General features: G+C 64.6%; 21 protein-coding genes. 10 read left to right on the top strand and 11 right to left on the bottom strand.

Going from position 1 to position 24,583, the window contains the following annotated elements; all coding sequences use genetic code 11:
• Position 1 precedes the first annotated feature (1 nt).
• Together H0S73_RS07070 and H0S73_RS07065 are read right to left on the bottom strand one after the other, a co-directional pair.
• Positions 2-454, bottom strand: coding sequence for a response regulator (locus H0S73_RS07070; RefSeq protein WP_181051486.1), 453 nt, complete (start codon positions 452-454; stop codon positions 2-4).
• On the bottom strand, positions 447-1,499 hold the full coding sequence (locus H0S73_RS07065; protein WP_181051485.1) for a histidine kinase dimerization/phosphoacceptor domain -containing protein: 1,053 nt from the start codon (positions 1,497-1,499) through the stop codon (positions 447-449). Before H0S73_RS07065 ends, H0S73_RS07070 begins: the two co-directional genes overlap by 8 nt.
• Positions 1,500-1,842: 343 nt before the next feature.
• Here H0S73_RS07065 and H0S73_RS07060 point away from each other — a divergent pair, with 343 nt between their 5' ends.
• A complete protein-coding gene (locus tag H0S73_RS07060; protein ID WP_181051484.1) occupies positions 1,843-3,381 on the top strand; it encodes a YifB family Mg chelatase-like AAA ATPase in 1,539 nt (512 codons plus the stop codon).
• Positions 3,382-3,551: 170 nt separating this feature from the next.
• Positions 3,552-4,484, top strand: coding sequence for a l-ornithine N(alpha)-acyltransferase (gene olsB, locus H0S73_RS07055; protein ID WP_181051483.1), 933 nt, complete (start codon positions 3,552-3,554; stop codon positions 4,482-4,484).
• Positions 4,485-4,504: 20 nt separating this feature from the next.
• On the opposite strand, the gene queG is transcribed toward olsB, so the two are convergent.
• Positions 4,505-5,578 (bottom strand): tRNA epoxyqueuosine(34) reductase QueG, encoded by a 1,074-nt coding sequence (gene queG, locus H0S73_RS07050; RefSeq protein WP_343058447.1) that lies wholly within the window; start codon positions 5,576-5,578, stop codon positions 4,505-4,507.
• On the opposite strand from queG, the gene H0S73_RS26240 reads away from it, so the two are divergent.
• Positions 5,513-5,647: a hypothetical protein gene (locus H0S73_RS26240; RefSeq protein ID WP_343058462.1), complete on the top strand. Its 135-nt coding sequence runs from the start codon at positions 5,513-5,515 to the stop codon at positions 5,645-5,647. The two genes, queG and H0S73_RS26240, sit on opposite strands and share 66 nt — an antisense overlap.
• On the opposite strand, the gene H0S73_RS07045 is transcribed toward H0S73_RS26240, so the two are convergent.
• Positions 5,644-6,336, bottom strand: coding sequence for a glutathione S-transferase family protein (locus tag H0S73_RS07045; RefSeq protein ID WP_181051482.1), 693 nt, complete (start codon positions 6,334-6,336; stop codon positions 5,644-5,646). The genes H0S73_RS26240 and H0S73_RS07045 overlap by 4 nt on opposite strands.
• A gap of 178 nt (positions 6,337-6,514) precedes the next feature.
• Between H0S73_RS07045 and H0S73_RS07040 the strand changes: the two genes are divergently transcribed.
• Together H0S73_RS07040 and H0S73_RS07035 are read left to right on the top strand one after the other, a co-directional pair.
• Positions 6,515-7,312 (top strand): undecaprenyl-diphosphate phosphatase, encoded by a 798-nt coding sequence (locus tag H0S73_RS07040; RefSeq protein ID WP_181051481.1) that lies wholly within the window; start codon positions 6,515-6,517, stop codon positions 7,310-7,312.
• A 3-nt stretch (positions 7,313-7,315) separates the two neighbouring features.
• Positions 7,316-7,582 carry a hypothetical protein gene (locus tag H0S73_RS07035; RefSeq protein ID WP_181051480.1) on the top strand — a complete coding sequence of 89 codons (267 nt, stop codon included), beginning with the start codon at positions 7,316-7,318 and terminating at the stop codon, positions 7,580-7,582.
• 53 nt (positions 7,583-7,635) lie between these two features.
• Here H0S73_RS07035 and nth read toward each other — a convergent pair whose 3' ends face one another.
• Positions 7,636-8,391, bottom strand: coding sequence for an endonuclease III (gene nth, locus H0S73_RS07030; RefSeq protein WP_181051479.1), 756 nt, complete (start codon positions 8,389-8,391; stop codon positions 7,636-7,638).
• Between the two features lie 20 nt (positions 8,392-8,411).
• On the opposite strand from nth, the gene H0S73_RS07025 reads away from it, so the two are divergent.
• Positions 8,412-8,921, top strand: a complete 510-nt coding sequence (locus H0S73_RS07025) for a DUF2244 domain-containing protein (RefSeq protein WP_181051478.1) — start codon at positions 8,412-8,414, stop codon at positions 8,919-8,921.
• 351 nt (positions 8,922-9,272) lie between these two features.
• Here the strand turns inward: H0S73_RS07025 and H0S73_RS07020 are convergent, their stop codons facing one another.
• Both H0S73_RS07020 and H0S73_RS07015 read right to left on the bottom strand, forming a co-directional pair.
• Positions 9,273-10,196, bottom strand: a complete 924-nt coding sequence (locus H0S73_RS07020) for a PepSY-associated TM helix domain-containing protein (protein ID WP_181051477.1) — start codon at positions 10,194-10,196, stop codon at positions 9,273-9,275.
• Between the two features lie 132 nt (positions 10,197-10,328).
• Positions 10,329-11,192 (bottom strand): type 1 glutamine amidotransferase, encoded by an 864-nt coding sequence (locus H0S73_RS07015; RefSeq protein ID WP_181051476.1) that lies wholly within the window; start codon positions 11,190-11,192, stop codon positions 10,329-10,331.
• A gap of 76 nt (positions 11,193-11,268) precedes the next feature.
• Between H0S73_RS07015 and H0S73_RS07010 the strand changes: the two genes are divergently transcribed.
• The gene (locus tag H0S73_RS07010) at positions 11,269-12,174 is read left to right on the top strand and encodes a DMT family transporter (RefSeq protein WP_181051475.1); all 906 of its coding nucleotides are present in this window, start codon (positions 11,269-11,271) and stop codon (positions 12,172-12,174) included.
• A 1,652-nt stretch (positions 12,175-13,826) separates the two neighbouring features.
• Complete coding sequence (locus H0S73_RS26330; RefSeq protein ID WP_181054267.1) at positions 13,827-14,339, top strand: M10 family metallopeptidase C-terminal domain-containing protein; 513 nt, start codon at positions 13,827-13,829, stop codon at positions 14,337-14,339.
• A 210-nt stretch (positions 14,340-14,549) separates the two neighbouring features.
• Here the strand turns inward: H0S73_RS26330 and purU are convergent, their stop codons facing one another.
• The 4 genes from purU to H0S73_RS06985 form a co-directional block, all read right to left on the bottom strand.
• Positions 14,550-15,413 carry a formyltetrahydrofolate deformylase gene (gene purU / locus H0S73_RS07000; RefSeq protein WP_343058446.1) on the bottom strand — a complete coding sequence of 288 codons (864 nt, stop codon included), beginning with the start codon at positions 15,411-15,413 and terminating at the stop codon, positions 14,550-14,552.
• Positions 15,414-15,446: 33 nt separating this feature from the next.
• Entirely contained in the window at positions 15,447-17,039 is a 1,593-nt protein-coding gene (gene serA, locus H0S73_RS06995) for a phosphoglycerate dehydrogenase (protein ID WP_181051473.1), read from the bottom strand.
• Positions 17,040-17,235: 196 nt separating this feature from the next.
• Entirely contained in the window at positions 17,236-18,408 is a 1,173-nt protein-coding gene (locus tag H0S73_RS06990) for a phosphoserine transaminase (protein ID WP_181051472.1), read from the bottom strand.
• A gap of 190 nt (positions 18,409-18,598) precedes the next feature.
• Positions 18,599-18,982, bottom strand: a complete 384-nt coding sequence (locus H0S73_RS06985; RefSeq protein WP_181051471.1) for a hypothetical protein — start codon at positions 18,980-18,982, stop codon at positions 18,599-18,601.
• A gap of 1,005 nt (positions 18,983-19,987) precedes the next feature.
• On the opposite strand from H0S73_RS06985, the gene H0S73_RS06980 reads away from it, so the two are divergent.
• Both H0S73_RS06980 and H0S73_RS06975 read left to right on the top strand, forming a co-directional pair.
• Entirely contained in the window at positions 19,988-21,256 is a 1,269-nt protein-coding gene (locus H0S73_RS06980) for an efflux RND transporter periplasmic adaptor subunit (RefSeq protein ID WP_181051470.1), read from the top strand.
• Between the two features lie 153 nt (positions 21,257-21,409).
• Entirely contained in the window at positions 21,410-24,571 is a 3,162-nt protein-coding gene (locus H0S73_RS06975; protein WP_181051469.1) for an efflux RND transporter permease subunit, read from the top strand.
• The last annotated feature ends 12 nt before the right edge of the window (positions 24,572-24,583 follow it).

Raw genomic sequence — 24,583 nt, 5'->3', positions numbered from 1 at the left:
GTCAGGAGACCTGGGAACTACGCTCCCGAGAGGCGGCGCCGAAAGGGACGAAGGTCACCGTTCGGGCCTCGTCGGGATCGCGGAGATGGCCGGCCATGACATAGCTCAGGGCTTCGCGGACGCCGCGCTCCGTATAGGGCTTGGCGATGACGCCCCGGGCCCCGGCGAAATCCTCGGGGATCCGCTTGGCGTTTGCCGTCATGAACAGCACCGTGACCCGATGGTTCGCCGAGAGGCTGCGCGCCACATCGACGCCGGTCGGCCCGTCCGCCAGATGAACATCGACGAAAGCGAGGTCGGGCCGGAGCTTCTGGCCGAGGGACAGAGCCTCTTCGGACGATGCGGCCATCCCGACGACCTCGTGTCCCAGATCCTGCAGAAGGCTTTCGAGCTCGAGAGCGATCAGGATTTCATCCTCGACAATGAGGATGCGCAACGGCTTCTCGCTACTCAAACTTCATCTCCTGCGCGTCGACGGGCATCGCGATTTCAGCACGTGTACCTGGCTTCTGATCGCGCCAAGTCAACTGCCCCTTCAACTGTTGGACCAACATCGTGATCAAGGTTTTTCCGAAACTGCCCTCGGTCGCGGGAGCGTGATCGAGGCCGACGCCATCGTCCTCGACGGCGATTTTGAGGCCGTTTTCCGCCCGTCCGATCTCAATTGTCAATCGGCCCCGGCGGCCATTTGGGAAGGCATGCTTAACGGCGTTGCCGATCAGCTCGTTCAGGAGAAGCGCCAGCGCGGTCGCCTTAGGGGCCGGAACGCCGAGAGGCTGGATGTCCAGGTCAAGGTCGACCTGTCCCTTGGGCAGTGCCGTGACCAGCTCCCCGGCCAGCTCCGCGGTAAACTCCTGCAGGTTGAACCGGCCGGCATCCCCCGACGCGGAGAGAAGCCGGTGGGCCGCCGAGAGTGCGCTGACCCGCTCGGCGGTTTCCTGCAGAACCTTCCGTGCCTCCGGATCCCGCAAACGGCGGGCTTTCAGGAGGACCAGGGACGCGGTCATCTGGAGGGTATTCTTGATCCGATGCTCGACCTCGTGGAGCAGTGCCGTCCTCCGGTTGAGGGCCGCCTGGAGCGCCTTGGTCCGGCGCTCGACCTGCTCCTCCAGATCCCAGCTCGCCGCGGTGACGTCCCGGTGAGGATCTGGCACCGATCCGATCCCGGTCAGCACGAGGGTGGCCCATCGAAGGCGGCCGGCCTCGTCACGAACGGGAGAGAGGGCCAGGGTGCATTCGAACGCGGCGCCGTCCTTCCGGCGCCCGACGAATCCAGTCTCGAGCGCCTCTCCGGCCTGCGTCGCGGCGTCGATGGCGGTCAAGGCGTCCACGCCGGAGCCCGGCATGTGAAGGAGATGCCAGCTCCGGCCGGATAGCTCCTCCTGAGAGTAACCTGTCAGGTCGAGCAGAGCCCGATTGGCGAAGGCGACAGGCGCATTCTCACGATGCGGATCCACCATCAGGACAGGCATGAGCAGGGATTGGAAGGCTGCCCTCACAGGGGCATCCGGGAGGTCTGCCGTTCGGCCCGAAGAGGATATGGGGGATTCGGCCAACATTACGATTTCAGAACGCCACGTAGGAACTCACAGCGCCGCCCTTCCGGCCCGCTCAAGAAGATTAACCGTCCCATGTCAGGAACTGCCCCGTCGATGATAGAACCCTTGCGCCACGCGAGTTGTCCGAGATGCGGCTCGCGACATAGTGGGACTCAACGCGACGGCGACGGCAGGGTTCCGCCTTTGCAGCATCGAGTCGCACCGTTCCGGCCGAATAATTGTCGCAACACTATCGCGTTTCGAAACGCCGCGCTAACATCGGATCTCTCAAGGAGGTCGGGAGATGGTTACGCGCGTTTCCACTGTTGCGTTCGAGGGAATCGAGGCGCGTGCGGTCGATGTGCAGGTTCAGATCACGCCCGGCTCCGTCGTCTTCATGATCGTCGGTCTGCCCGACAAGGCGGTGGCGGAATCCCGCGAGCGGGTCCGCTCCGCCTTGATCGCCTCAGGTCTGGCCCTGCCGGCGAAACGAATCACGATCAACCTCGCCCCCGCCGACCTGCCGAAGGAAGGCAGCCACTACGATCTCCCGATTGCGCTCGGCGTCATGGCGGCCATAGGGGCCATTCCGGCGGATGCCCTCAACGGCTTCACCGTCCTGGGCGAGCTGGCCCTCGACGGCTCCATCACGGCGGTGGCCGGCGCCCTGCCGGCCGCCATGGCGGCCTATGAGCGCGAGCACGGGCTGATCTGCCCGGAAGCCTGCGGGTCGGAGGCCGCCTGGGCCGGCAGCGACATCGACATCCTGGCGCCCCGCTCCCTGATCCAGCTCGCGAACCACTTCAAGGGCACGCAGGTGATGGCGCGGCCTGAGCCGGCCCTCATGCCCGCGTCGGGGCCCCTGCCCGACCTGCGCGACATCAAGGGCCAGGAAAGCGCCAAGCGGACATTGGAGATCGCGGCCGCCGGATCGCACAACCTCCTGATGAACGGTCCGCCCGGGGCCGGAAAGTCCATGCTCGCGCAGCGTCTTCCCTCCATCCTGCCGCCGCTCTCGCCGCGGGAATTGCTGGAGGTCTCGATGATCCAGTCGGTCGCGGGGCTCCTGGCCGACGGCGCCTTGTCCAACCGCCGCCCGTTCCGGGCGCCTCACCATTCAGCCTCCATGGCGGCGCTCGTCGGCGGCGGCCTCAATGCCCGTCCGGGCGAGGTGTCGCTCGCCCATCATGGGGTCCTCTTCCTCGACGAGCTGCCGGAGTTCCAGCCCCAGGTGCTCGATTCGCTGCGCCAGCCGCTGGAAGCCGGCGAGATCCTGATCGCCCGGGCCAACCATCGGGTGACATATCCGGCACGGTTTCAGCTCGTTGCCGCCATGAATCCCTGCCGTTGCGGGCAGGCCACCGAGCCAGGCTATGTCTGCCGCCGCCAGCCCAACGAGCGCTGCGTCGCGCAATATCAGGCGCGGCTCTCGGGCCCGCTCCTCGACCGCATCGACCTCGCCATCGACGTTCCGGCCGTCACGGCCGCCGACCTGATCTTGCCCTCACCCGCGGAAGGATCGGCCGAGGTCGCGGCCCGCGTCGCTCGGGCCCGCGAGCGGCAGGCGAAGCGCTACGCCGCCCTCGGCCTCGACGGCATCGCCACCAATGCGGCCTGCCCACCCGCGCTTCTGGAAGAGGTGGCGCAGCCAGACCCGGAGGGACTGGCCCTCATCCGCGACGCCGCCAACACCATGCGTCTGTCGGCGCGCGGGTTTCATCGCGTGCTGAAGGTGGGCCGCACCCTTGCCGACCTCGACGGCGAGGAGCGCGTAAGGCGGATTCACGTGGCCGAAGCCCTGTCGTACCGCGCCCATTCGGACCGTCGCCCCGCGGCAGCGTGAACAGGCGGGCGGCCTGCTCCGACCTCTGCGGAATTCGATCTGACCTCGATATTTTCCAGCGGGACATTTATGTTTTCTGTCACAAAACAGTTTGGAATGGGTTTTATGTCATGGGGGCCGTACAGGCCAAGCTTGAGCCGGCATCCGAGGCACGATCCCGTGAGGCAGCGATGAATATCTCTCCGTCGAAAGAGACGGCAGCTTTTCCAGCCATATCGGGGCTGCGCCCGCACGGCTTGACCAAGCTCATTCCCGGCACCGACAGGATCGTCCGCGATTACGGCAGCCTCGATCCGGTGCTCGGCCGCATCGGTTCGCTGGAGGTGCGTCTCGCCACGACGGCGCGGGAGATCCGCCGCGCCCAGCGCCTGCGCTTCAAGGTCTTCTACGAGGAGATGTCGGCCTCACCCAGCGGGGCCGCCTTGATCTCGCGCCGGGACGTGGATGCCTATGACGCCCTCTGCGACCATCTTCTCGTGCTCGATCATGACGTGAAGCCGAAACCCTTTCGCGCGGCAAAACCGAAAGTGGTGGGCACCTATCGCCTTTTGCGCCAGGACGTCGCCCACCGCCACGGCGGCTTCTACACCCGGGGCGAATACGACATCGCGCCCCTGCTCAAGGCGCATCCGGACCTGCGCTTCCTCGAACTCGGCCGCTCCTGCGTGCTCGAACCCTATCGCAACAAGCGCACGGTCGAACTCCTCTGGCACGGCATCTGGGCATACGTGCTCCATCACCGCATCGATGTGATGATGGGCTGCGCCAGTCTCGAGGGTACCGAGCCGCGGGACTTGGCGCTTCCCTTGAGCTTCCTGCACCATTACGCGCCCGCCCCCGCCCAGTGGCAGGCCCGTGCGCTGCCGGAGCGCTTCACGGCGATGGATATCCTGCCGAAGGAGGCCGTCGATCCCAAGGCCGCGCTCCATGCCCTGCCGCCCCTGATCAAGGGCTATCTGCGCCTGGGCGCAACCTTCGGCACGGGAGCGGTGATCGACCGGCAGTTCGGCACCACGGACGTGCTCGTCATCCTGCCCGTCTCGGCGATCAACCCGCGCTATATCGACCATTTCGGCCCGGCTGCGAACCGGTATGCGGCGTAGCGTCTCGGAGTCGGAGCCGGTTAGGCCACCGCCTCGCTTCCCGTCATCCCCCGCCGCCATTCCTCGCGTACGTCCGGATCGCCCTCACGCTCCAGCCGCCCTTCGGCATGCATGGCCACGGCCTCAGGCGGGAGCAGATGTGCAAGGGCCCAGACCGCCATCGCCCGCACGAGCGGAGAGGCATCGTCGAGGAGGCGCAGGGCTTCGTCGGCCAGGGCGACATCCCGTGAATTGCCGATGGCGATGAGCACGTTGCGGACGAAGCGGTCGCGGCCGGTGCGCTTGATCGGGGTCCCGGCGAAGCGGGCGCGGAAGCCCGGATCGTCGAGCCGCGCCAGCTCCTTCAGCGGCAGCGCCGCGAGATCCTCCCGCTGCACCAGCCGGGCCTCGCGCCCTGCTTGCGCGAACTTGTTCCACGGGCAGACGGCGAGGCAATCGTCGCAGCCGAAGATCCGGTTGCCGATGCCGGGGCGCAGCTCCGCCGGGATGTGCCCCTTGTGCTCGATGGTCAGATACGAGATGCAGCGCCGGGCATCGAGCTGATAGGGTGCGGGAAAGGCGTTCGTCGGGCAGACGTCGAGGCAGCGGCGGCACGTGCCGCAATGGTCCCGCTCCGGCGCGTCGGCCGGAAGCTCCGCCGTGGTGAAGATGGCGCCCAGGAACAGCCAGTCACCGAACTCGCGCGAGACCACGACCGTGTGCTTGCCCTGCCAGCCGAGGCCCGCCGCCTCCGCGAGCGGCTTCTCCATGACCGGTGCCGTATCGACGAAGACCTTCACGTCCGACGATGCCTTGGAGGCGAGAAAACCTGCCGCCTCCTTGAGTTTCCCCTTGATGACGTCGTGATAGTCGCGGTTGCGGGCATAGACGGATATGTATCCCCGATCCGTCCGCGCCAGTTCGGCCAACGGGTTCTCGGCGGGGCCGTAGTTCAGCCCGAGCAGGATGATGCTGCGCACCTCGGACCATAGGGCTCGCGGATCGGCGCGGCGTTCGGCGGTTTCCGCCATCCACTCCATCGATCCGTGATGCCCCGCATCCAGCCAGGCCTTGAGCCGTTCGGGGGCCAGCGGGATCGCATCGGGCCGGGCGATGCGGATCGTGTCGAAGCCGAGCGCCCTGGCCCGTTCGACGAAGGCGCGTTTCAGCGCCTCTCCGTCTAAAAGTCCAGGTCGTCGTAATGCCCCGCCGGCGCCATCCCCGGCACCCGGTCCGCGAGGAGTGCGCGAAAGGACGGCCGGGACTTGATCCTGGCGTACCAATGCTTCGCTGTTTCGTCCTCGTCCCATGGCACGTCGCCGAGATAATCCACTACCGACAGATGGGCCGCCGCCGCCAGATCCGCATAGGTCATCTGGTCGCCGGCCAGCCAATTCCGCGCGGAAATCAGAAAACCGATATATTTGAGATGGTATCGCACATTGGTCTGGGCGGCGCGAATCGCGCCCATGTCCGGCGGACCGCCTCCCAGATCCATGGGCATGAAGCGCTTATAGATCTTTTCCGTGGCAAGGTAATCCGAGACCTCGCCGTGGAACTTGACCAGAAACCAATCGAGCAGGCGGCGGACCTCGACCCTCTGCGCAAGGTCCCGGGGCAGGAAGCGCCGATCCCGCAGGTCCTCTCCCCGGGTCTCGTCGAGATACTCCGCAAGGCTTAATGGGCCTGCGACGGCAAGTCCGTTATCGTCGATCAAGAGCGGCAGATTTCCGGCCGGGTTGATCTCCAGAAAGGGAATGCGCCGATCCCACGGCTTCTCCTCGATCATATCCGGCTCAAGGCCGAGCTCCGCGAAAATAAGACGCGCGAACCGCGACTGCGGGCAGAACGGATAAGAATGCAGGATGGCCATGAATCTATGAGTGACGCGAAACAGGCGGCGAGAATAAGGCCGTGCTTCGTTAAGGGTTGGTAAGGAATATTGGTGAATCTCATGTCTGTGATGCAAAAGGGCTACGACGGCGGCGCAAACCTTGCTTGACAGACACGACGTGCTCCCGCATCTGGCGCCGTTTTCAGGATTTTCAACGATGTCCCAAATTATCGAGGCGCTCTTTCTCGGCCTCATCGAAGGTCTGACGGAATTCCTTCCGGTCTCCTCCACCGGCCACCTGCTTCTCGTGGGCCATTTCCTCGGTTTCGAATCCACGGGCAAGACCTTCGAGGTCCTGATCCAGCTCGGCGCGATCCTGGCGATCCTGTCCGTCTATTTCAACAAGCTCTGGACCATCGCCAAGGCCCTGCCGCACGACCCGATGGCGCGCCATTTCGTCATCGGCGTCCTTGTGGCCTTCCTGCCTGCCGCCGTGATCGGAGCCCTGCTCCACGGATTCATCAAGGAGGTGCTGTTCGATCCCTGGATCGTCTGCATGACCCTGATCGTCGGCGGCTTCGTGCTCATCGCCATCGACCGCATGCCGCTCGAAGCGACCAAGACCGACGCAACCCGCTTCCCCCTGTCGATGTATTTCAAGATCGGTCTCATCCAATGCGCCGCCATGGTCCCGGGCGTCTCACGCTCGGGCGCCACCATCGTGGGCGCCATGCTGATGGGCGCCTCGAAGCGCGCCGCGGCCGAGTTCTCGTTCTTCCTCGCCATGCCGACCATGGCCGGCGCCTTCGCCTACGATCTGCTGAAGAACTACAAGTTCCTCTCCGCCAACGACGCCGTGATCATCGGGGCAGGCTTCGTATCCGCCTTCCTGGCGGCGCTCGTCGTGGTGAAGCTGTTCCTGGATTACGTGTCCCGGCACGGCTTCACGCCGTTCGCCTATTGGCGCATCATCGTGGGCGCCGCGGGCCTTGCCGGCCTGATCGTCTACGGCTGATCGATGCCGTCGCGCGACGAGGCCCTTGCGGTCACCCTGTCCATCGCGACCGCCCTGCTGGTCGTGCTCCTCGCCGTGATCGCCGGGGCCGGCCTCGGCCCGCAGCCTGCGACGGACGGTGGACCTCCGGGCGGGCCTGCCTGTTCCGAGTGGACCGACGAGTGCGTCGTCTGCCGCCGCGCGCCCGAGGGTCTTGCCTGCTCGACGCCAGGCATTGCGTGCGTGCCGGCTGCACCGCGCTGCCTCAAGCCCACGGGCGTTCCGATCTAGAGCGTTCTTGGGCGACGTGAGTCCGGCTGGTTCCCGCTTCTGCGTCCGATGCTCTACGGAATCGTCTTGTCCGGATAACGGCACAGGTCGTTGATCGGGCAGCGCCAGCATTCGGGCCGGCGAGCCTTGCAGATGTAGCGGCCGTGCAGGATCAGCCAGTGATGGGCGTGAAGCCGGAACTCGTCCGGAATGAGGGCTTCGAGCGCGACCTGGGTTTCCAGGGGCGTCCTGGTGATTGCAAGCGGGATCCGGTTGGTGACGCGGAAGATATGCGTATCGACGGCGATGCGCGGATCCTTGAAGGCGATGTTGACCACGACGCTCGCGGTCTTGCGTCCGACGCCCGGCAGGGTTTCCAGCACCTCGACGGAATTCGGCACCTTGCCGCCGAACTCGTCCACGAGGCGCCTCGCCGCCGCGATGACGTTCTTCGCCTTCGTGTTGTAGAAATTGAGCGTCCTGATGTGCTCGCGCAGGCCCTCCTCGCCGAGATCGAGCATCTTCTGCGGCGTGTCGGCGACGGGAAAAAGGTTCCGGGTCGCCTTGTTGACCCCGACATCGGTCGATTGCGCCGAGAGCGCCACGGCGACCAGCAGCGTGTAGGGATTGGTGTAATCCAGCTCGCCCTTGGGCTCCGGATTGGCCGCGTGCAGGCGCCGGAACACCTCGACCATCGTCGCCCGGTCGACGGGCTTCGGGCGGCGCGCGCGAATCGCTTTCCCGACAGTCTTCGCCGGAACGGCCGGTTTCGATTTCGAGCTCGAATTTGCCTTGGCGATACGGCGGGGGGATGGCTTCAGATCGGACATTTCTGCGTTATACTTGAGGCATGGCAAGCGGCAAGGCACCATACAGCGAGAACGAAAGGTTCGAGCGGCCGGTCTTCTCGGCCGTGATTCGCCCGCACCGGTCCTTGAGCCCGCAGGGCTTCAAGACCCTGATGGTGCTGGTCTGCCTCACGTCGGTCGTGGCGAGCCTGCCTTTCGTGATCATGGGCTTCTGGCCGGTGGCCGGCTTCTTCGGCCTCGATTTCCTGGGCCTCTACATCGCCTTCCGGGTCAGCTACCGCCAGGGCCAAGCCTTCGAGCTTCTGGAGCTCACGCCGATCCGCCTTCTGTTCCGCAAGGTGAGTCCGCGCGGCGACGTGAAGGACTGGCAGTTCAACCCGGTCTGGACCCGCATCGACCGCGAGATCGACGACGAATACGGCTTGCAGCACCTCTCCCTGCGCTTCCGCAACGAGCACGTGGAGATCGCCCGCGACCTGTCCCCGCCGGAGCGGGAGACCCTCGCCGACGCCCTCGGCCGTGCCCTGGCGGATGTGAAGCGGGGTCATTGAGCGAAAATTCCAGCCCCTTGGGGCCCGCAGCTTGCGCTGCGAGCCTTTCAGGGTTCGAGGGTGGCGCGTCGGGCAGCCCGGCTCGCTCTCTAGGGGTGAATGTGAGAGCCGAACTGCTCGTCACGCACGGTTCTTTTCAGGTGGACCAGCTGGGGAGCCCCCAAGGTCGACCTCCCGCGACCACAGGATTGCGAGACCTGCGGCGGGACCGTGCCTGCTCTCACTCTTGCGACGCCTCGCGAGCGCGCCCCTCGTCAGAGCAGATCTAGGGCAACGATATAGCCAAGGTTATCCGCCCTGTCAAGAACAAAGTGAGAACATAACATAGCTTTCACGGCACCCGCTCCATCATCAGGTCGTCTTCGCGACCCGTTGCCGGCCGGACGAGCGGCGCAGCTGGCGGCGCAGCCAGATCCAGCTTCCGCTGAGCAGAAGCCCCAGGAGCGCCACCGACGTGACGAGATTCAGGATGGCGAGGGCGGAGCCGCCCCAGTTGCCCTCATGGATGAGGCGCGGCCAACTGCGGGCCATGGGAACGGCCCCCTCGCGGTTGAGGGCATATGTCCTCATCTCCCCGTCCTCGGCCACGCGGGCCACGAGGTTGCGGCCGAGGGGCCGGATCCAGCTCAGAGACGACAGGTCGTGTTCGACCGCGAGGACGCGCACCGCCTCACGCAGGGGCAGAGGCGGCCCGGAGGCGCTGGCGGGTGCTGGAGCAGGCGCCAGAGAGATGCCGAAAGCCAGGAGGAGACCGGTCAGCGGGCTGAGGATCACGAGCGGCAGCAGGAACCAGCCCACACCCTTGTGCCAGCCCGGCAGCGTGTTGCGCAGCCTTGGCCAGCCCATAAATATTCCGAGCGCGATGAGCGCCAGCATGGCCATCGTCGAGGCCGTTACGAGCCAACCGGCCCTGAGAAGCAGGTGTTCATGGATCTGGCGCGCCGTTCCGAACATGTCGGAGAGCGAGCGCGTCGTCCGGGCCACGGGTTCGCCGGTCCTGAGGTCGAGCGTCACGCTTCCGCCGGGCTGCACGCCGTTGACCGTCAGCGTGTTTTCGTTCGGTCGCAGGACGATCGCGCGCGCCGTGCCCTGCGGGTCGTACCGCTGGAGCAATCCTTCGACGGTTTGCACCGAGACGGATCCGGGCTCGATGGCGCTCTGCACCACGATGGGTTCGAAGGAGAGAATCAGGCCGGTCGCGATGACGGCCAGCAGCGGCAAGGCGAATGTCAAAGCCACCCACCGGTGCAGACGCAACAACAGGGACTTGCTCATGGGAGGGATTCGGCTCCGGGCACAGGAAACGCCATGATCGTGCCGGCCGGGTGGAAGCACAAGTGAAGGTTCCGTAATGTGCGCGCCGACCAATCTCCGGATGCGTTTGCGAGCGGACGACGTCGGCGCGCCTCAGGCTCGACCGCGCGCGCTCCTCTCCGCCCTCACGCGGTGCTCGATGAAGTTCCGGATCTCTCGGGTGCGACGCTGCGGATCGAGGACCTCCGCGTCGATGCCGTGGCGCCAGGCGAGATCGAAGCGGGCGGGATCCCTGTCGAGGGCGCTCAGGTCCTGCGCATAAGCCACGGCGTCCTCGGCGGTCCGGCAGAAGCCTTCCCTCACCAGGATCTCGGTCCGGCGGCCCAGGATGACGGCCAGTTCGCCCAACGAGAACTCGGGGTGATACTGCACGCCCCAGAACACGCCCCCGTCCTGGCGGATCTCGGCGGCCTGGACCGGGGACACCGCATTGCCGGCGAGCACCGTGCAGTCGTCCGGCAGGGCCGTCACCATGTCGAGATGAATGGCCGGCGCGTCATAGGCCGCGGGCCGCCCCGCGAGCAGGGGATGCTCCCGGCCCGCCTCGGTGGCCGTGATCCTGCGGGCCAGCCCCACCTCGCGCCCGAGCGGGTTGGGCCGCACGTCCCCGTCGGCCGCGACGGCCGCCACCTGCAGGCCCCAGCAGGAGCCGAAGGATGGGGTGCGGGACGCATAGATTGCCCGCATCAGGTCGATCTGGCTCAGGATATCGGGCGTGCGGTCGTAGATGTTCAGGTGCGAGCCGGTCAGCACGATGCCGTCATAGGATTCGAGCCCGGCCGCATCCGGCAGGTTGGCCCCCGGGTCCGCCGGGAAGGCGATGTCGCAGACAGCCTCGCCCGCGATGGCCTGAATCACCGCCGCATAGGATTCCGACGGCATGAGTCCATAGGCTTCCCTATGGGCCTGCCTTGCGCCCCGCGTATTGCCCTCGACCACCAGAAACCTTAAGCCCATGCGTGTCACCCGCTTTCTTGCGTGCCGGTTTAGCCGAACGGCGCAGGGCGGCAAGCGCAATAAGGTCCACCCTCCGATGAAATTTCTGCAATCGCTGCGGCAAGGGTTCTGGGGGCAGGCCTATTTGCTTTTGGTCCTCACCACGCTCATGTGGGCGGGCAACGGCATCGCCGGCCGGCTCGCCATCGGCGAGGTCTCGCCCATGGTGCTGACCTGCCTGCGCTGGGTGGTCGTGGTGGCGATCCTGATGCCGCTCGTGGGGCGGCAGCTCGTGGCCGAGCGGGAAAAGTTCAAGGAGCGGTGGCTCTTCACGCTCGTCATGGGCGTGTCCGGCTTCACCGCCTTCAACGCCCTGTTCTATGCCGCCGCCCACCACACCAGCGCGGTCAATCTCACCATCTTCCAGGGCTCGATCCCCGTCTTCGTGCTCATCGGCATGATCGCCGTCTTCCGCGCCCGCGTGATCCCGCTCCAGATCATCGGCATGATCGTGACGCTGATCGGCGTGATCACGGTCTCGGTCAAAGCCGACTGGGAGATCCTGAAGACGCTGGCGATCAATATCGGTGACGTGTGGATGCTGATCGCCTGCGTGTTCTATTCGGTCTACACGCTGGGTCTGCGCTATCGTCCGCAGATGCCGGGCCTCGTGTTCTTCGCCGCCATGGCCGTCGTGGCCTTCGCCAGCTCCCTGCCCCTGGTCGGCGTGGAGATGCTCCAGGGGACCGCACAATTCCCCACGCCCAAGGGCTGGCTCATCCTTCTCTATGTCGCGCTCCTGCCCTCTCTGCTCTCGCAGATCTTCTTCATCCGCGGCGTGGAGCTGATCGGCCCGGCCCGGGCGGGGCTTTTCGTCAACCTGGTGCCGGTGTTCGGCGCCCTGCTCGCCGTGGTCCTGCTCGGCGAACCCTTCGCCCTCTACCACGCGATCGGACTGGCCCTCGTGCTCGGCGGCATCTGGCTGGCGGAGCGGCGGCGATAGCAATTCGCCGATGCCATTCCGGCAATGACTCGGCAACCCAGCGGAAGGGATCCATCGCTCCGCACGTCCTGCATCGGGGACGACATCCCGTCACGCCATGGCCGGCACCAGGCTGGCGAAAGCCACCTCCATAGAATTGAACGTTATTAAAGTAATTTCTCCACACATATTCCAATAATAACTCAGTTTTACTATCCATCAATGGGTAGTACTGAATATATTCAATCCAATATAACATGAAGTTAAAAGGTTTTTCTTTGACAGTTTGAGGCTAATAAAATAAATTTTATTTGCCGATGCTGCACAAAAGCAAAATTTCATCATCTTAGGTATAGTATCTCTGTCATGAGAACTTGCAGCACTCGTGCACTACTCCCTGGTTCATAGGAGGAAACGATGGCTATCCAGAAAGTTGGTAGCGAATTGACCGTCCAGAACACGAGTGGTGGGTTATTCAGTGATCCCGCAATCACGAATCTCTCAGATGGGCGTTTTGCCGTCGCGTGGTCCGATACCAGTTCGGGTTCCTTACGGGATACACGGTCGCAAGTCGTCGGATCAAATCCGGGGACTGCGTTTAACGTTGAAAGCGTATCGACCATCGACAGTTATGAGGTCGCTCTCGATCAGTTTCGCAGCACGACCGACATTGCTTATGCTTGGACACAAAGTGAATTAGGGACAGTGCGCGTTTTTCACTCCGTCATCCTTCCCACGGGCGTCGAGAGAGTGACCGCCGCTCAGGTCACGCACGCCAATCCTTCCACGTATGACTTCAATCCCGAAGTGACCACTCACGCCGATGGCAGCTATGCGGTTGCGTTTGATAGCTGGGTCGATGGTCTTACTTATCGTGACATCAATGTGGTCCGCTATGATGGGACTGGGAAACCTTTAAGTTTCAACATTCCGCTCACATCCATTAACGACGTTTATAGCCAGAAGGATTCGGCGATTACCGATCTGGCGAACAATCGCACTGTCTTGGTCTGGTCGACGGACTCCCCGGTCAATACCAACCCGAACACCTATGGGACGGACGTAGACGGAACGTTTGGTCTGAGGGCCGCGATCTTCAATTCCGATGGCACACAGGCCCGCGACGTGCAGCTTGTCAATGCAGTGGACATGCCAGCCAATGCCGGCAATGGGGATCAAACTGAAGCATCCGTCACCACGCTGAAAAATGGCAACTTCGTCGTCACCTGGACAGATACAAGCCTTTCGAAGAACGACACGTCGAGTTCTGCCATCTTCGCTCGCATCTTCGACGCGAATGGTATCGCTCAAGGCAGCAGCTTCCAAGTCAACACGACCACGGCCGGCGAACAGAATGATTCCGACGTGGTGGCCCTGTCCGGCGGCGGCTTCGCCGTTTCCTGGACGGATGCCAGCGGGGCAACCAAAGACATACGCACCCGAGCATTTCACGCCGACGGCACGGCTTCCGATGCTCAGGACAACGTAGTCAACACGACCACCACGAGCGATCAGCAGAACTCCCAGATCGCGGCAGGCGCAAACAACTCATACATGGTCACCTGGGAGGATGCCTCCGCGGCTCCGAACGGAACAAGCGGGCAATCCGTTAGGTTCCAACTGATGGTCGATCAGCAGCCTGGCGACCCGCCCCCGCCGCCCCGCCGCCTCCACTGGATAAACCGCAGCCGCCTACTCAACCGCAGCCACCTCTTGAAGCAGTTATCCGTGGAGACGACGGGCCGAATGTTCTGGTCGGCAATGCACTGGACAATGAAATATTCGGGCTTGGCGGCAACGACACGATCAGCGGCCTCGCCGGGAATGACGAAATTCACGGCGGCACGGGCCGTGATGTCCTTACCGGGAACGAAGGTCAGGACACGTTTTTCTTCGACACAAGGCCGAACAGGAGCACGAACTGGGATAAAATCACCGACTTCCGCCGTCAGGACGATACCATTGCGCTGGACGACCGGTACTTCAAGAAGCTCGGCTCATCGGTCAGCAACGGTGAGCTTCGCTTGGGAACCGACGCGCGGGACTCGAACGATTACCTCATCTATAATCGGAAGACTGGTAATCTCTACTACGATGCCGATGCCAACGGCAGCGGAACGAAGGTCCTGATCGCTCAATTCACGAACAAGCCTCTTCTCAAGGCGGCGGATTTCGACATCTTCTAGACCGGAAATGTCTTGGCAAAGGAAGGAGGGATCGAAAGGTCTCTCCTTCTCGTTCCAATCACCATCATGAGCATGGATGGAAGGACGGGTGCTACCTACCAGCGCCACTCAAACGTCGGATGTGAATTCGAGCTCGTATCCATTGCTCTCGGCTTTTGGTTTCTCGCATCGTCTCACGCGAAACCGGTTTCCGCTAATGCGTTCGATCCTCTAATCCGCGAACACCACGGTCTTGCGGCCGTTGAGGAGTATGCGGTCCTCCAGATGGTAGCGCACGGCGCGGGCCAGCACGCGGCGTTCGATGTCGCGGCCCTTGCGCACGAGATCCTCCGCCGAGTCGCGGTGCGTGATCGATTCCACGTCCTGCGCGATGATCGGACCCTCGTCGAGATCGGACGTGACGTAATGCGCGGTCGCGCCGATCAGCTTCACGCCGCGCGCATGGGCCTGGTGATAGGGCTTGGCGCCCTTGAAGCTGGGAAGGAACGAGTGGTGGATGTTGATGCAGCGGCCCGCGAGCTTCGCCGCGAGTCCGTCCGACAGCACCTGCATATAGCGCGCGAGCACCACGAGATCGGCCTTGGAACCACGGATGATCTCCCAGACCTGCGCTTCCTGCTCGAGCTTGGTGTCCTTCGTGACGGGAAGGCAGTGGAACGGCACGTCGCCCAGATCCACGTGGCTGTAGGTCTCGGCCGGATGATTGGCGATGACGCCGACGGGCTCGAAGTCGAGCTCGCCGATGCGCCAGCGATAGAGCAGGTCGGCAAGGCAATGATCGAACTTCGAGACCAGCAGCATGACGCGCTGTTTCCGGCCCTGGTCGCTCATCGTCCACGTCATGCCGAAGCGTTCGGCGAGCGGCGTGAATCCGCTTTTCAGCGCTTCGATATCACTCTCTCCCGCCACGGGATTGAACACGACACGCATGAAGAAGCGATCCGTCTGCGTGTCGTCGTATTGCTGCGCGTCGAGGATGTTGAGGCCCGCATCCGACAGGTGGCCCGCCACGGCCGCCACGATGCCGGGACGGTTCGCGCAGGCGAGCGTCAGGACGAAGCGTTGTGACGGAATCGGTGCCATGATGCGTTCCCTCGATACCTCTGGTTAGAAGCGCACCGCGCGGGCGCGCTTGACCTGCGGGATCTCCTCGATCTTGCGCAAAAGTTCATCCGACACGGGCTCGTCCACGGACACGAAGCAGATGGCGTCGCCGCCGGGCTCGTCGCGGCCGAGCGCGAAGGTCGCGACGTTCACGCCGGATTCGCCGAGCAGGGTGCCGAAGCGGCCGATGAAGCCGGGCTTGTCGTCGTTTCTCACGTAGATCATGTTCGGCGCGAACTCGGCATCGACCATGATGTCGCGGATCTCCGTCACGCGCGGCTTGCCGTCCTGGAACACGGTGCCGCCCGCATGGCGCGACATGTCCTCCGCGTCGACGACGATGCGGATGAAGCTCTCGTAGTCGCGGGCCGCGCTCTCGCGCTTGACTTCCTCCACCGTGATGCCGCGCTCCCGCGCCACGATGGGCGCCGAGACCATGTTGATGTCCTGCAGGAAGGGACGCAGCACGCCGGTCACCGCCGCGGAGGTGAGCGCGCGGGTGTTCATCTCGGCGACGGCGCCCTCGTACTCGATGCGGATGCCCTTGATCGGCGCTTCCGTGAGCTGGCCCAGGAAGGAGCCGAGCTTGTCGGCAAGCGCCACGAACGGCTTCAGGCGCGGCGCTTCCTCGGCAGTGATCGACGGGAAGTTCACGGCGTTCTGGATCGCGCCCTGGAGCAGGTAATCCGACATCTGCTCGGCCACCTGCAGGGCCACGTTCTCCTGCGCTTCCGTCGTGGCCGCGCCGAGATGCGGCGTGCAGACCACGTTGGGATGGCCGAAGAGCGGATTCGAGGTCGCCGGTTCCTCGACGAACACGTCGAAGGCTGCCCCCGCCACATGGCCGGAATCGAGCGCCCCGCGCAAAGCCACCTCGTCGACGAGACCGCCGCGGGCGCAGTTGACGATGCGCACGCCCTTCTTGGTCTTGGCGATGTTCTCGGCCGAGAGCACGTTCTTCGTCTTCTCGGTCATCGGCACGTGAAGCGTGATGATGTCGGCGCGACGCAGCAGGTCGTCCAGCTCCACCTTCTCGACGCCGAGTTCGACCGCGCGCTCCGGCGACAGGAACGGATCGTAGGCGATCACCTTCATGCGCAGCCCGATGGCGCGGTCGGCCACGATGGACCCGATATTGCCGCAGCCGATCACGCCCAGCACCTTGGCGGTCAGCTCCACGCCCATGAAGCGGTTCTTCTCCCACTTGCCGGCCTGCGTGGATGCGTCCGCCTGCGGGATCTGGCGCGCGAGCGCGAACATCATCGCAATGGCGTGCTCGGCGGTCGTGATGGAATTGCCGAAGGGCGTGTTCATGACGATGATGCCCTTCGCCGTGGCGGCGGGGATCTCGACATTGTCGACGCCGATGCCGGCGCGGCCGATCACCTTCAGGTTCTTCGCCTGTTCGAGGATCTTCGCCGTCACCTTGGTGGCGGACCGGATGGCGAGGCCGTCGTAATCGCCGATGATCTGGCTGAGTTTCTCCTTGTCCTTGCCGAGGTCCGGCTGGAAGTCGACCTCGATGCCGCGGTCCTTGAAGATCTGCACGGCGGCCGGAGAGAGAGCGTCGGAAATGAGAACGCGGGGAGCGGGCATGGTGCACCTCATATGTGCCGCCCCTTCTACCCCCCCTTGAGGGGGAGGGTCGGCTCTAAGAGCCGGGGTGGGGTGAACGGCGCTGTCGATTTGTTTAGCTGGCGTTAGGTCCGAGGGCGGTCGGCAAGAGCGGTGTTGCCGCCCCACCCCGCCGCCCTCAAGGGCGTCGACCCACCCCTCAAGGGGAGGGTAAAACTCAAGCCGCTTTCGCGAGCTTCGCCTTTTCCTGCGCGAAGGCCCAGTCGAGCCAAGGCGTCAGGGCTTCGAGGTCGGATTGCTCGACCGTCGCGCCGCACCAGATGCGGAGGCCCGGAGGCGCATCGCGATAGGCCCCGATGTCGAGGGCAACGCCCTCCTTGTCGAGCGCGGCCGTGATGCCCTTGGCGACCTGCGCCACGGCCTCGGGGCCCTTGGCCACCACGTCCGGATCGGCGATCACGAGGCACACGCTGGTGTTCGAAGCCGTCGCCGGAACCTTGGCGAGGTTCGCGATCCACGGGGTCCTGGCGACCCAGTCATGGATGACCTTGGCATTGGCGTCGGCCTTGGCGACGAGCGCGTTCAGACCGCCGATGGACTTCGCCCATTCGAGCGCGTCGATGTAATCCTCGACCGCGAGCATGGACGGCGTGTTGATGGTCTCGCCCTCGAAGATGCCTTCGATAAGTTTTCCGCCCTTGGTCATGCGGAAGATCTTCGGCAGGGGCCAGGCGGGCTTATAGGTCTCGAGGCGCTCCACCGCGCGGGGCGAGAGGATGAGCATGCCGTGGGCCGCTTCGCCGCCCAGCACCTTCTGCCAGGAGAAGGTGACCACATCGAGCTTCGAAAAGTCGAGCTTCTGCGCGAAGGCCGCCGATGTGGCGTCGCAGATCGTCAGGCCCTCGCGGTCGGCCGCGATCCAATCGGCGTTCGGCACGCGCACGCCGGACGTGGTGCCGTTCCAGGTGAAGACCACGTCGCGGTTCTTCGTATCGACCTGGGTGAGATCGGGAAGCTCGCCGTAGGGCGCATTGATCACGCGGGCGTCGGACAGCTTGAGCTGCTTCACCACGTCCGTGACCCAGCCCTCGCCGAAGCTTTCCCAGGCCAGCATGTCGACGGGGCGGGCGCCCAGCATCGACCACAGCACCATCTCGACGGCGCCGGTGTCGGAGGCGGGCACGATGCCGATGCGGTAATCGGCCGGCACCTCCAGCACCTCGCGGGTGAGCTCGATGGCGAGCTTCAACCGAGCCTTGCCGAGCTTCGCGCGGTGCGAACGGCCGAGGCTGTCGGTCTTCAGGTTTGCTAAGGACCATCCGGGGCGCTTCGCGCAGGGGCCGGACGAAAAGAAAGGCGCGCGCGGACGCGCGGCGGGCAGGTTCGTCATGTAATCCATCCTTACAGATGGGCGCCTCTCGGTGGGGAGAGGTGTCCCGCCAACCGGTATGGTGGAATTGACGAGGCGGGTCAAGGCGATTTGGCACCGACTTTAGAGCGTGCCGCCGCGCGCCCCAGATTGTCTCCTAAAGGAAGCCCTCTTTCATTCATTGCATTTCGCACAGCATGAAATGCTCACTTCAAGCCGGAGGAAACCAAGCGCGCTCCCGTCGGGCAAACCAAAGGCCGCCGGGGTCCTCGTCCTTTGCTCCGTTGGCGAGCCATTCGCGCACAACATTCTCGATGATCTCGTCCGGTTTCGAACCATATTGCGGCTGCGCGATCCACTCGTGCTCGCCCTCCAGCCCACCGCCCACGACAGGCACCGCACCGCGCGACAGCAGTTCGGCTATGCAGCGACGGACATAGTCCGTCAACGCCTCGCCTTCGAGACCGAAGCCATGTCGGCCACCCGGCACGATCTGCCACATGCCGACAGCATCGATAGGCAATTCGTTGGCTACCATCTTGATCCATTCGCTCATGGAGCGATCAAAATATTTATGCCTGAGTTCCTGTGTCATTGCTGATGCACTTTGTAACCGCTTCTTAGAATGGGATGATTGTTTTGAATGACATCGATTGTGATGCCATTCTCTTCGCTTCGTCTAACACCAAAAATTGATCCATCGGGGCGACGATACCAGAGACCCCGATACGCCGGAGGAGACTGAACGATCTGCGAGCCCGGCGTAAGGGTCTCAAGCAGGCTGTTGAATTCGGAAGACGTTACTGTACGCGTCGTGTCGTCCGCGCTCCTATACCGCGTCCCGAGATGCTGCCCGTTGGGCATGAGGATTTCCTCCATTGGTCCGCGGACGGGCTCCGGTCTGCGCAATTCCCTCAGGCGGGCCGCAGCCTGCAATGCTGCAGCTTCATTAGCGAGGATCTCACCCTCGACTCCCTCGTAGATGCTCGGCGTCGGGCGCCAGTTCGAATCATGTCGTTGGACCTCCTGCACCAGCAGCCCGCGCACGGGCAGCCGACACGTCGAGGCGCACCTCTTGAGCTGGCGTCGTCTCGTAGGCTCGACCGCGAATGACGCGGGTGCCGCCACCTTGTCTGGGGCGGTTGGAAACGAACTCGATGCGCGAAGAGCCCTCACCACCTCCTCCGTCCGTCCAACGTCCACCGCCGGGATTCCCAGCGGGCACGCGCGGCTGGCTCGGGTTGAACCGCTTGAGAATCAGGGACAGGCGCAGTCGCCGAAGCTCCAATTGAGCGAGCGAGAGCGCGTAACGGGCTGCCCTCCAATTCTCCTTCAAAGTCCACGAATCCATAAAAAATCCATTCAAAAATATGAATGAATTCATAGAACAAATAATGAACATTGTCAAGCTTGCGGCAACTTCTGAGTCTGGCTGAACTCCTGACCTCGTCCGGAAGAAATTGAGATTACGAAATCGTAATACAAAACATCGTGTTTGCTGCGTTATATTCGCAGCACTTGGCATGTATTATGCTAGGACCACTTCCGACAATTACGACCAAGAACCGAATAAGGTCGAAGGACTGAGTTAGGAGCGAGCATGCGTGTGTCCGGTCAACTTGCCGTCATTGCCGTGCTGGGGGCAGCAGGCGCTGGCGGCTGGTACGCCTACCAGGGCGGCCATCTGGCCAATGTGCCCGTGATCGGCGCGTATGTGAGCCAACCCTCGGGCCAGCAGCCCGCCCAGGGCGGCCGTGGACGCGGCGGTCCGACCGGCCCCGCCACGGTCGATGTCGACACCGTCAAGACCGGGCGCATCGTCGAGACCCGGGAATCTGTTGGGACGGTCCGTGCCTATGAATCGATCACCGTGACCGCCAAGGTGGCAGGCATCGTCGGCGAAATCGGCTTCAACGAAGGCCAGAAAGTCAAGGCCGGGGACATGCTGGTCCAGTTCGACGCCGCCGAGCGGCGGGCCGAGATCGAACAGGCCATCGCCGAGGCCAGCCGCGCCGAGGCGCTCCGGAACGAAGTCGCCATCAAGCTCGAACGCGCCCAGGCGCTCAGCCGCACCGGCGCGGGCACGGGGGCCCAGGTCGAGGATCTGACGGCGCAGATCAAATCCCTCGACGGCTCCATCGCCTCCGCCCGCGCCCAGCGCAAGGCCGCCGAAGCCCGGCTCGAGGACCTGATGATCCGCGCGCCTTTCGATGGCCGCGTCGGCACCCGCTCGGTCTCGCTGGGCGCCTATGTGGCCCCGGGCACCCGCATCACCTCCCTGGACGACCTGTCCAGGGTGCGCCTCGACTTCGCGGTGCCGGAAAATCTCCTGGGAAGGCTCAAGCCCGGCCAGACGGTCAACGCCACCTCGGCGGCCTATAAGGGCCGCACCTTCAAGGGTAGCGTGTCGACCATCGACCCCCGGGTGGACCAGACGACCCGCACGGCGCGCCTGACGGCCGAGTTCGACAATCCCGACGAAGCCCTGAAGCCCGGCATGTTCCTGTCGGTCGCCCTCGAGGTTTCGACCAAGGACGACGCTGTCGTGGTGCCGGAGGAGGCCGTCGTCAGCGAAGGCCTGCGCCACGTCATCTATCCGGTCAAGGACAACAAGGTGGAGCGCCGCGTCATCACCATCGGCCAGCGCCAGGGCGGAAAGGTCGAGGTGGTCGACGGGTTGAAGGCCGGCGAGACCATCGTCGTGCTGGGCGTCCAGCGCGTGCGCCCCGGGGCCGAGGTCGTCGCCCGCCCGGTGGGCTCCACCGCCCCGACCGCTCCCGCTCCGGCGGCCAACCGGGAGCAGCCCTCCCGCTCCTCGCTCAACGTCCCGCAGGCCATCGGAGCCGCTCAGGCGGCCGAGCGGAAGTGAACAGTTTGTGTCATCCCCGGCGGTCCTTGAGGACCGGGAAGGGGATCCATAGCGCCGAGCGTGATCGTGGATCCCCTTCCCGCACTGCGTGCGCCGGGGATGACACCGCGTGTTTCGCCCAAGACTTGATCCTAACCTGAATCGACCAGAGCCATGCAGGTTTCAGACCTCTTCATCCGCCGCCCCGTCTTCGCCGTCGTGGTCAGCCTGCTGCTGATCGTGGGCGGCCTCGCATCGCTCATGAACCTGCCGGTTCGCGAATACCCGCAGGTCGACCGCCCGGTCGTATCGGTCTCCACCGTCTATCGCGGCGCCTCGAACGAGGTGATCGAGAGCCGTGTGACGGAGATCATCGAGGGCGCGGTCGCGGGCATCGAAGGCATCCGCCAGATCACGTCGCAGAGCCAGAACGACCGCTCGTCGGTCTCCATCGAGTTCGAGGTCTCCCGCGATCCGGAAGCCGCGACCTCCGACGTGCGCGACGCCATCTCCCGCGTCACCGGACGCCTCCCGGACGGCGCCGACACGCCGGTGGTTCGCAAGGTCGATGCGAACGCCTCGGCAATCCTGTGGGTGGGCGTCACGTCCACGACCCTCGACGCGCTCGAACTCAGCGACTTCCTCAAGCGCGTCTATGTGGACCGCCTGTCCACGGTGCCGGGCGTGGCCAACGTGAACCTCAGCGGCGAGCGCCGCTTTGCCATGCGGGTCTGGGTCGACCGGCCGGCACTCGCCGCCCGCGGCCTGACCGTGCAGGATCTCGAAACCGCCATCAAGCGCCAGAACGTGGAGCTGCCGGGCGGCCGGATCGAGTCCAGCCAGCGCGAATTCACCGTCAAGACCGATTCCCGCCTCGCGACGCCCGAGCAGTTCCAGCAGGTGATCGTCTCGAGCAAGAACGGCTATCTGGTCCGCCTCGGCGAGGTGGCCCAGGTCGAGGTGGGCCCGGAGGATACCCGCTTCGAGTTCTACCAGTCGGGCGAGACCGCCATCGGCCTCGGCGTCGTGCGCCAATCGACGGCCAATACGCTGTCCGTCGTCGACGGCGTGCGCAAGGAGCTTGAGGAGCTCAAGGGCTCCCTGCCCCCCGGGACCACGGCGGAAGTCGCCTATGACGAGAGCCAGTTCATCCGCGCCTCCATCGAGGGCGTGCTGCACACGCTGGTGGAAGGCGTCGCGCTCGTGATCCTGGTGATCCTGCTCTTCCTGCGCGACTGGCGCTCCACCATCGTGGCCATGGTGGCGATCCCGGTCTCGATCACCGCGGCCTTCATGGTCATGGCCTTCTTCGGCGCGTCCATCAACGTGCTGACCCTCCTCGCCATCGTGCTGGCCATCGGCATCGTGGTGGACGACGCCATCGTGGAGATCGAGAACGTGCACCGGCGCATCGAGGAGGGCCAGCCGCCGCTGCTCGCCTCCTTCGACGGCGCCCGCGAGATCGGTTTCGCGGTGATCGCCACCACGGCGACGCTCATGGCCGTGTTCGTGCCGCTCGCCTTCATGACCGGCAATACCGGCAAGCTCTTCCGCGAATTCGGCATCACGCTCGCGGCCGCGATCTTCTTCTCCGGCGTCGTGGCCCGCACGCTCACCCCGATGATGTGCTCCAAGCTCATGGTTCCCGCCCATGGCCGGATCCAGCGCATGACCGAGCCGCTCTTCGAGAAGATGAACGGCGGCTATCGCTGGCTGCTCTCCCGCGCCCTGGGAGCCCCTGTGGTCATTCTCTTCGTCGGCTTCCTGGTGTCCCTGTCGGCATACGGCCTGTTCCAGTCCCTGCCGAAGGAATTCGCCCCCACGGAGGATCGCGGCGCCATCATCGTCCGCCTCCAGGCGCCTGAAGGCGCGAGCCTCGACTACACCCGAGACCGGGTGAAGGAGGTCGAGAAAGCCCTCATGCCGCTGCAGGAGCAGGGGCTCGTCGCCTCGATGCTGAGCCAGGTGGCCCCGGGCTTCGCCCGACCCTCCCCGGTCAACGAGGGCATCGTGATCGTGCGCCTCGTGCCCTGGGAAGAGCGGACCCAATCCCAGCAGGATATCGTGCGCCAGATGACCCCGAAGGTGTCGAGCTTCCCGGGCGCGCGCGTATCGGTGGTCAATCCTCCCGCCTTCGGCGGCGCCGGCGGCTTCGGCCAGCCGATCCAGTTCGTGCTCGGCGGACCCGATTACGAGACGATCCGCGGCTGGCGCGACACCGTCATGCAGAAGGCCCAGGAGACCGGCAAGTTCGTCAACATGGACTCCAACTACCGCGAGTCCCAGCCGGACATCCGCGTGCAGATCGACCGCCAGCGCGCGGCCGATCTCGGGGTTTCCGTGCAGGATATCGGCAACACGCTCCAGCTGATGTTCGGCGAGACCGAGGTCTCGACCTTCGTCAGCCGCGGCGACGAGTACCCGGTGATCATGCGCGCCCGCGCCCAGGACCGCGCGACGCCCAACGACCTCACCAACACCTTCGTGCGCGCCGCCAACGGCGAGCTCGTCCCGCTCTCCTCCTTCGTCACCCTGACGGAATCGGCCGCCCCGCAGGCCCTGAACCGGTTCGACCGCCTGCGGTCGATCACGATCCAGTCCTCGCTGGCGCCGGGCGTCTCCATCGGCGAGGGTCTCGATATCCTCCAGCAGATCGTGCGCGACAACCTGCCGGCGGAGGTGCGCATCGGCTATACGGGCCAGTCCAAGGACTTCCTGGACTCGACCGGCGCCATCTACCTGACCTTCGCCATGGCGCTCCTGGTGGTGTTCCTGGTGCTGGCCGCGCAGTTCGAGAGCTGGATCAACCCTTTCATCATCATGCTCACCGTGCCGCTCGCGGTGACCGGCGGGTTGCTCGCCCTGTTCATCACGGGGCAGACGCTCAACATCTACAGCCAGATCGGCATGATCCTGCTCATCGGCCTCATGACCAAGAACGGCATCCTGATCGTCGAATTCTCGAACCAGTTGCGCGAACGCGGATACTCGGTGCGTGATGCGGTGATCGAGGCTTCCGTCCTGCGCCTGCGGCCGATCCTGATGACGTCGATCGCCATGATCGGCGGCGCCATCCCGCTCGCCTGGTCCACCGGCGCCGGCGCCGAGGCGCGCAACGCCATCGGGTCGGTGATCGTCGGCGGCGTCACAGTCTCGACCATCTTGACCATGCTGGTGGTCCCGTCGATCTACCTGCTCCTCGGCGGCTTCACCAAGCCCGCCACCTACGTGAGCGAGCTGCTCGACAGGCTGCGTGCCGAGACGGGCCAGGTGGCTCACGGCGACGACATCCCCTCTCGGGCGAAGCCGGTGCCGCCCGCGCAAGCCGCGGAGTGAGTAGAGGGCTCA

The sequence above is a fragment of the Microvirga mediterraneensis genome, assembly GCF_013520865.1.
GTDB classification, from domain to species: Bacteria; Pseudomonadota; Alphaproteobacteria; order Rhizobiales; family Beijerinckiaceae; genus Microvirga; species Microvirga mediterraneensis.
The sequence above is the reverse complement of the archived record's forward strand: the minus strand, read 5'-3'. Positions and strand labels throughout refer to the sequence as shown.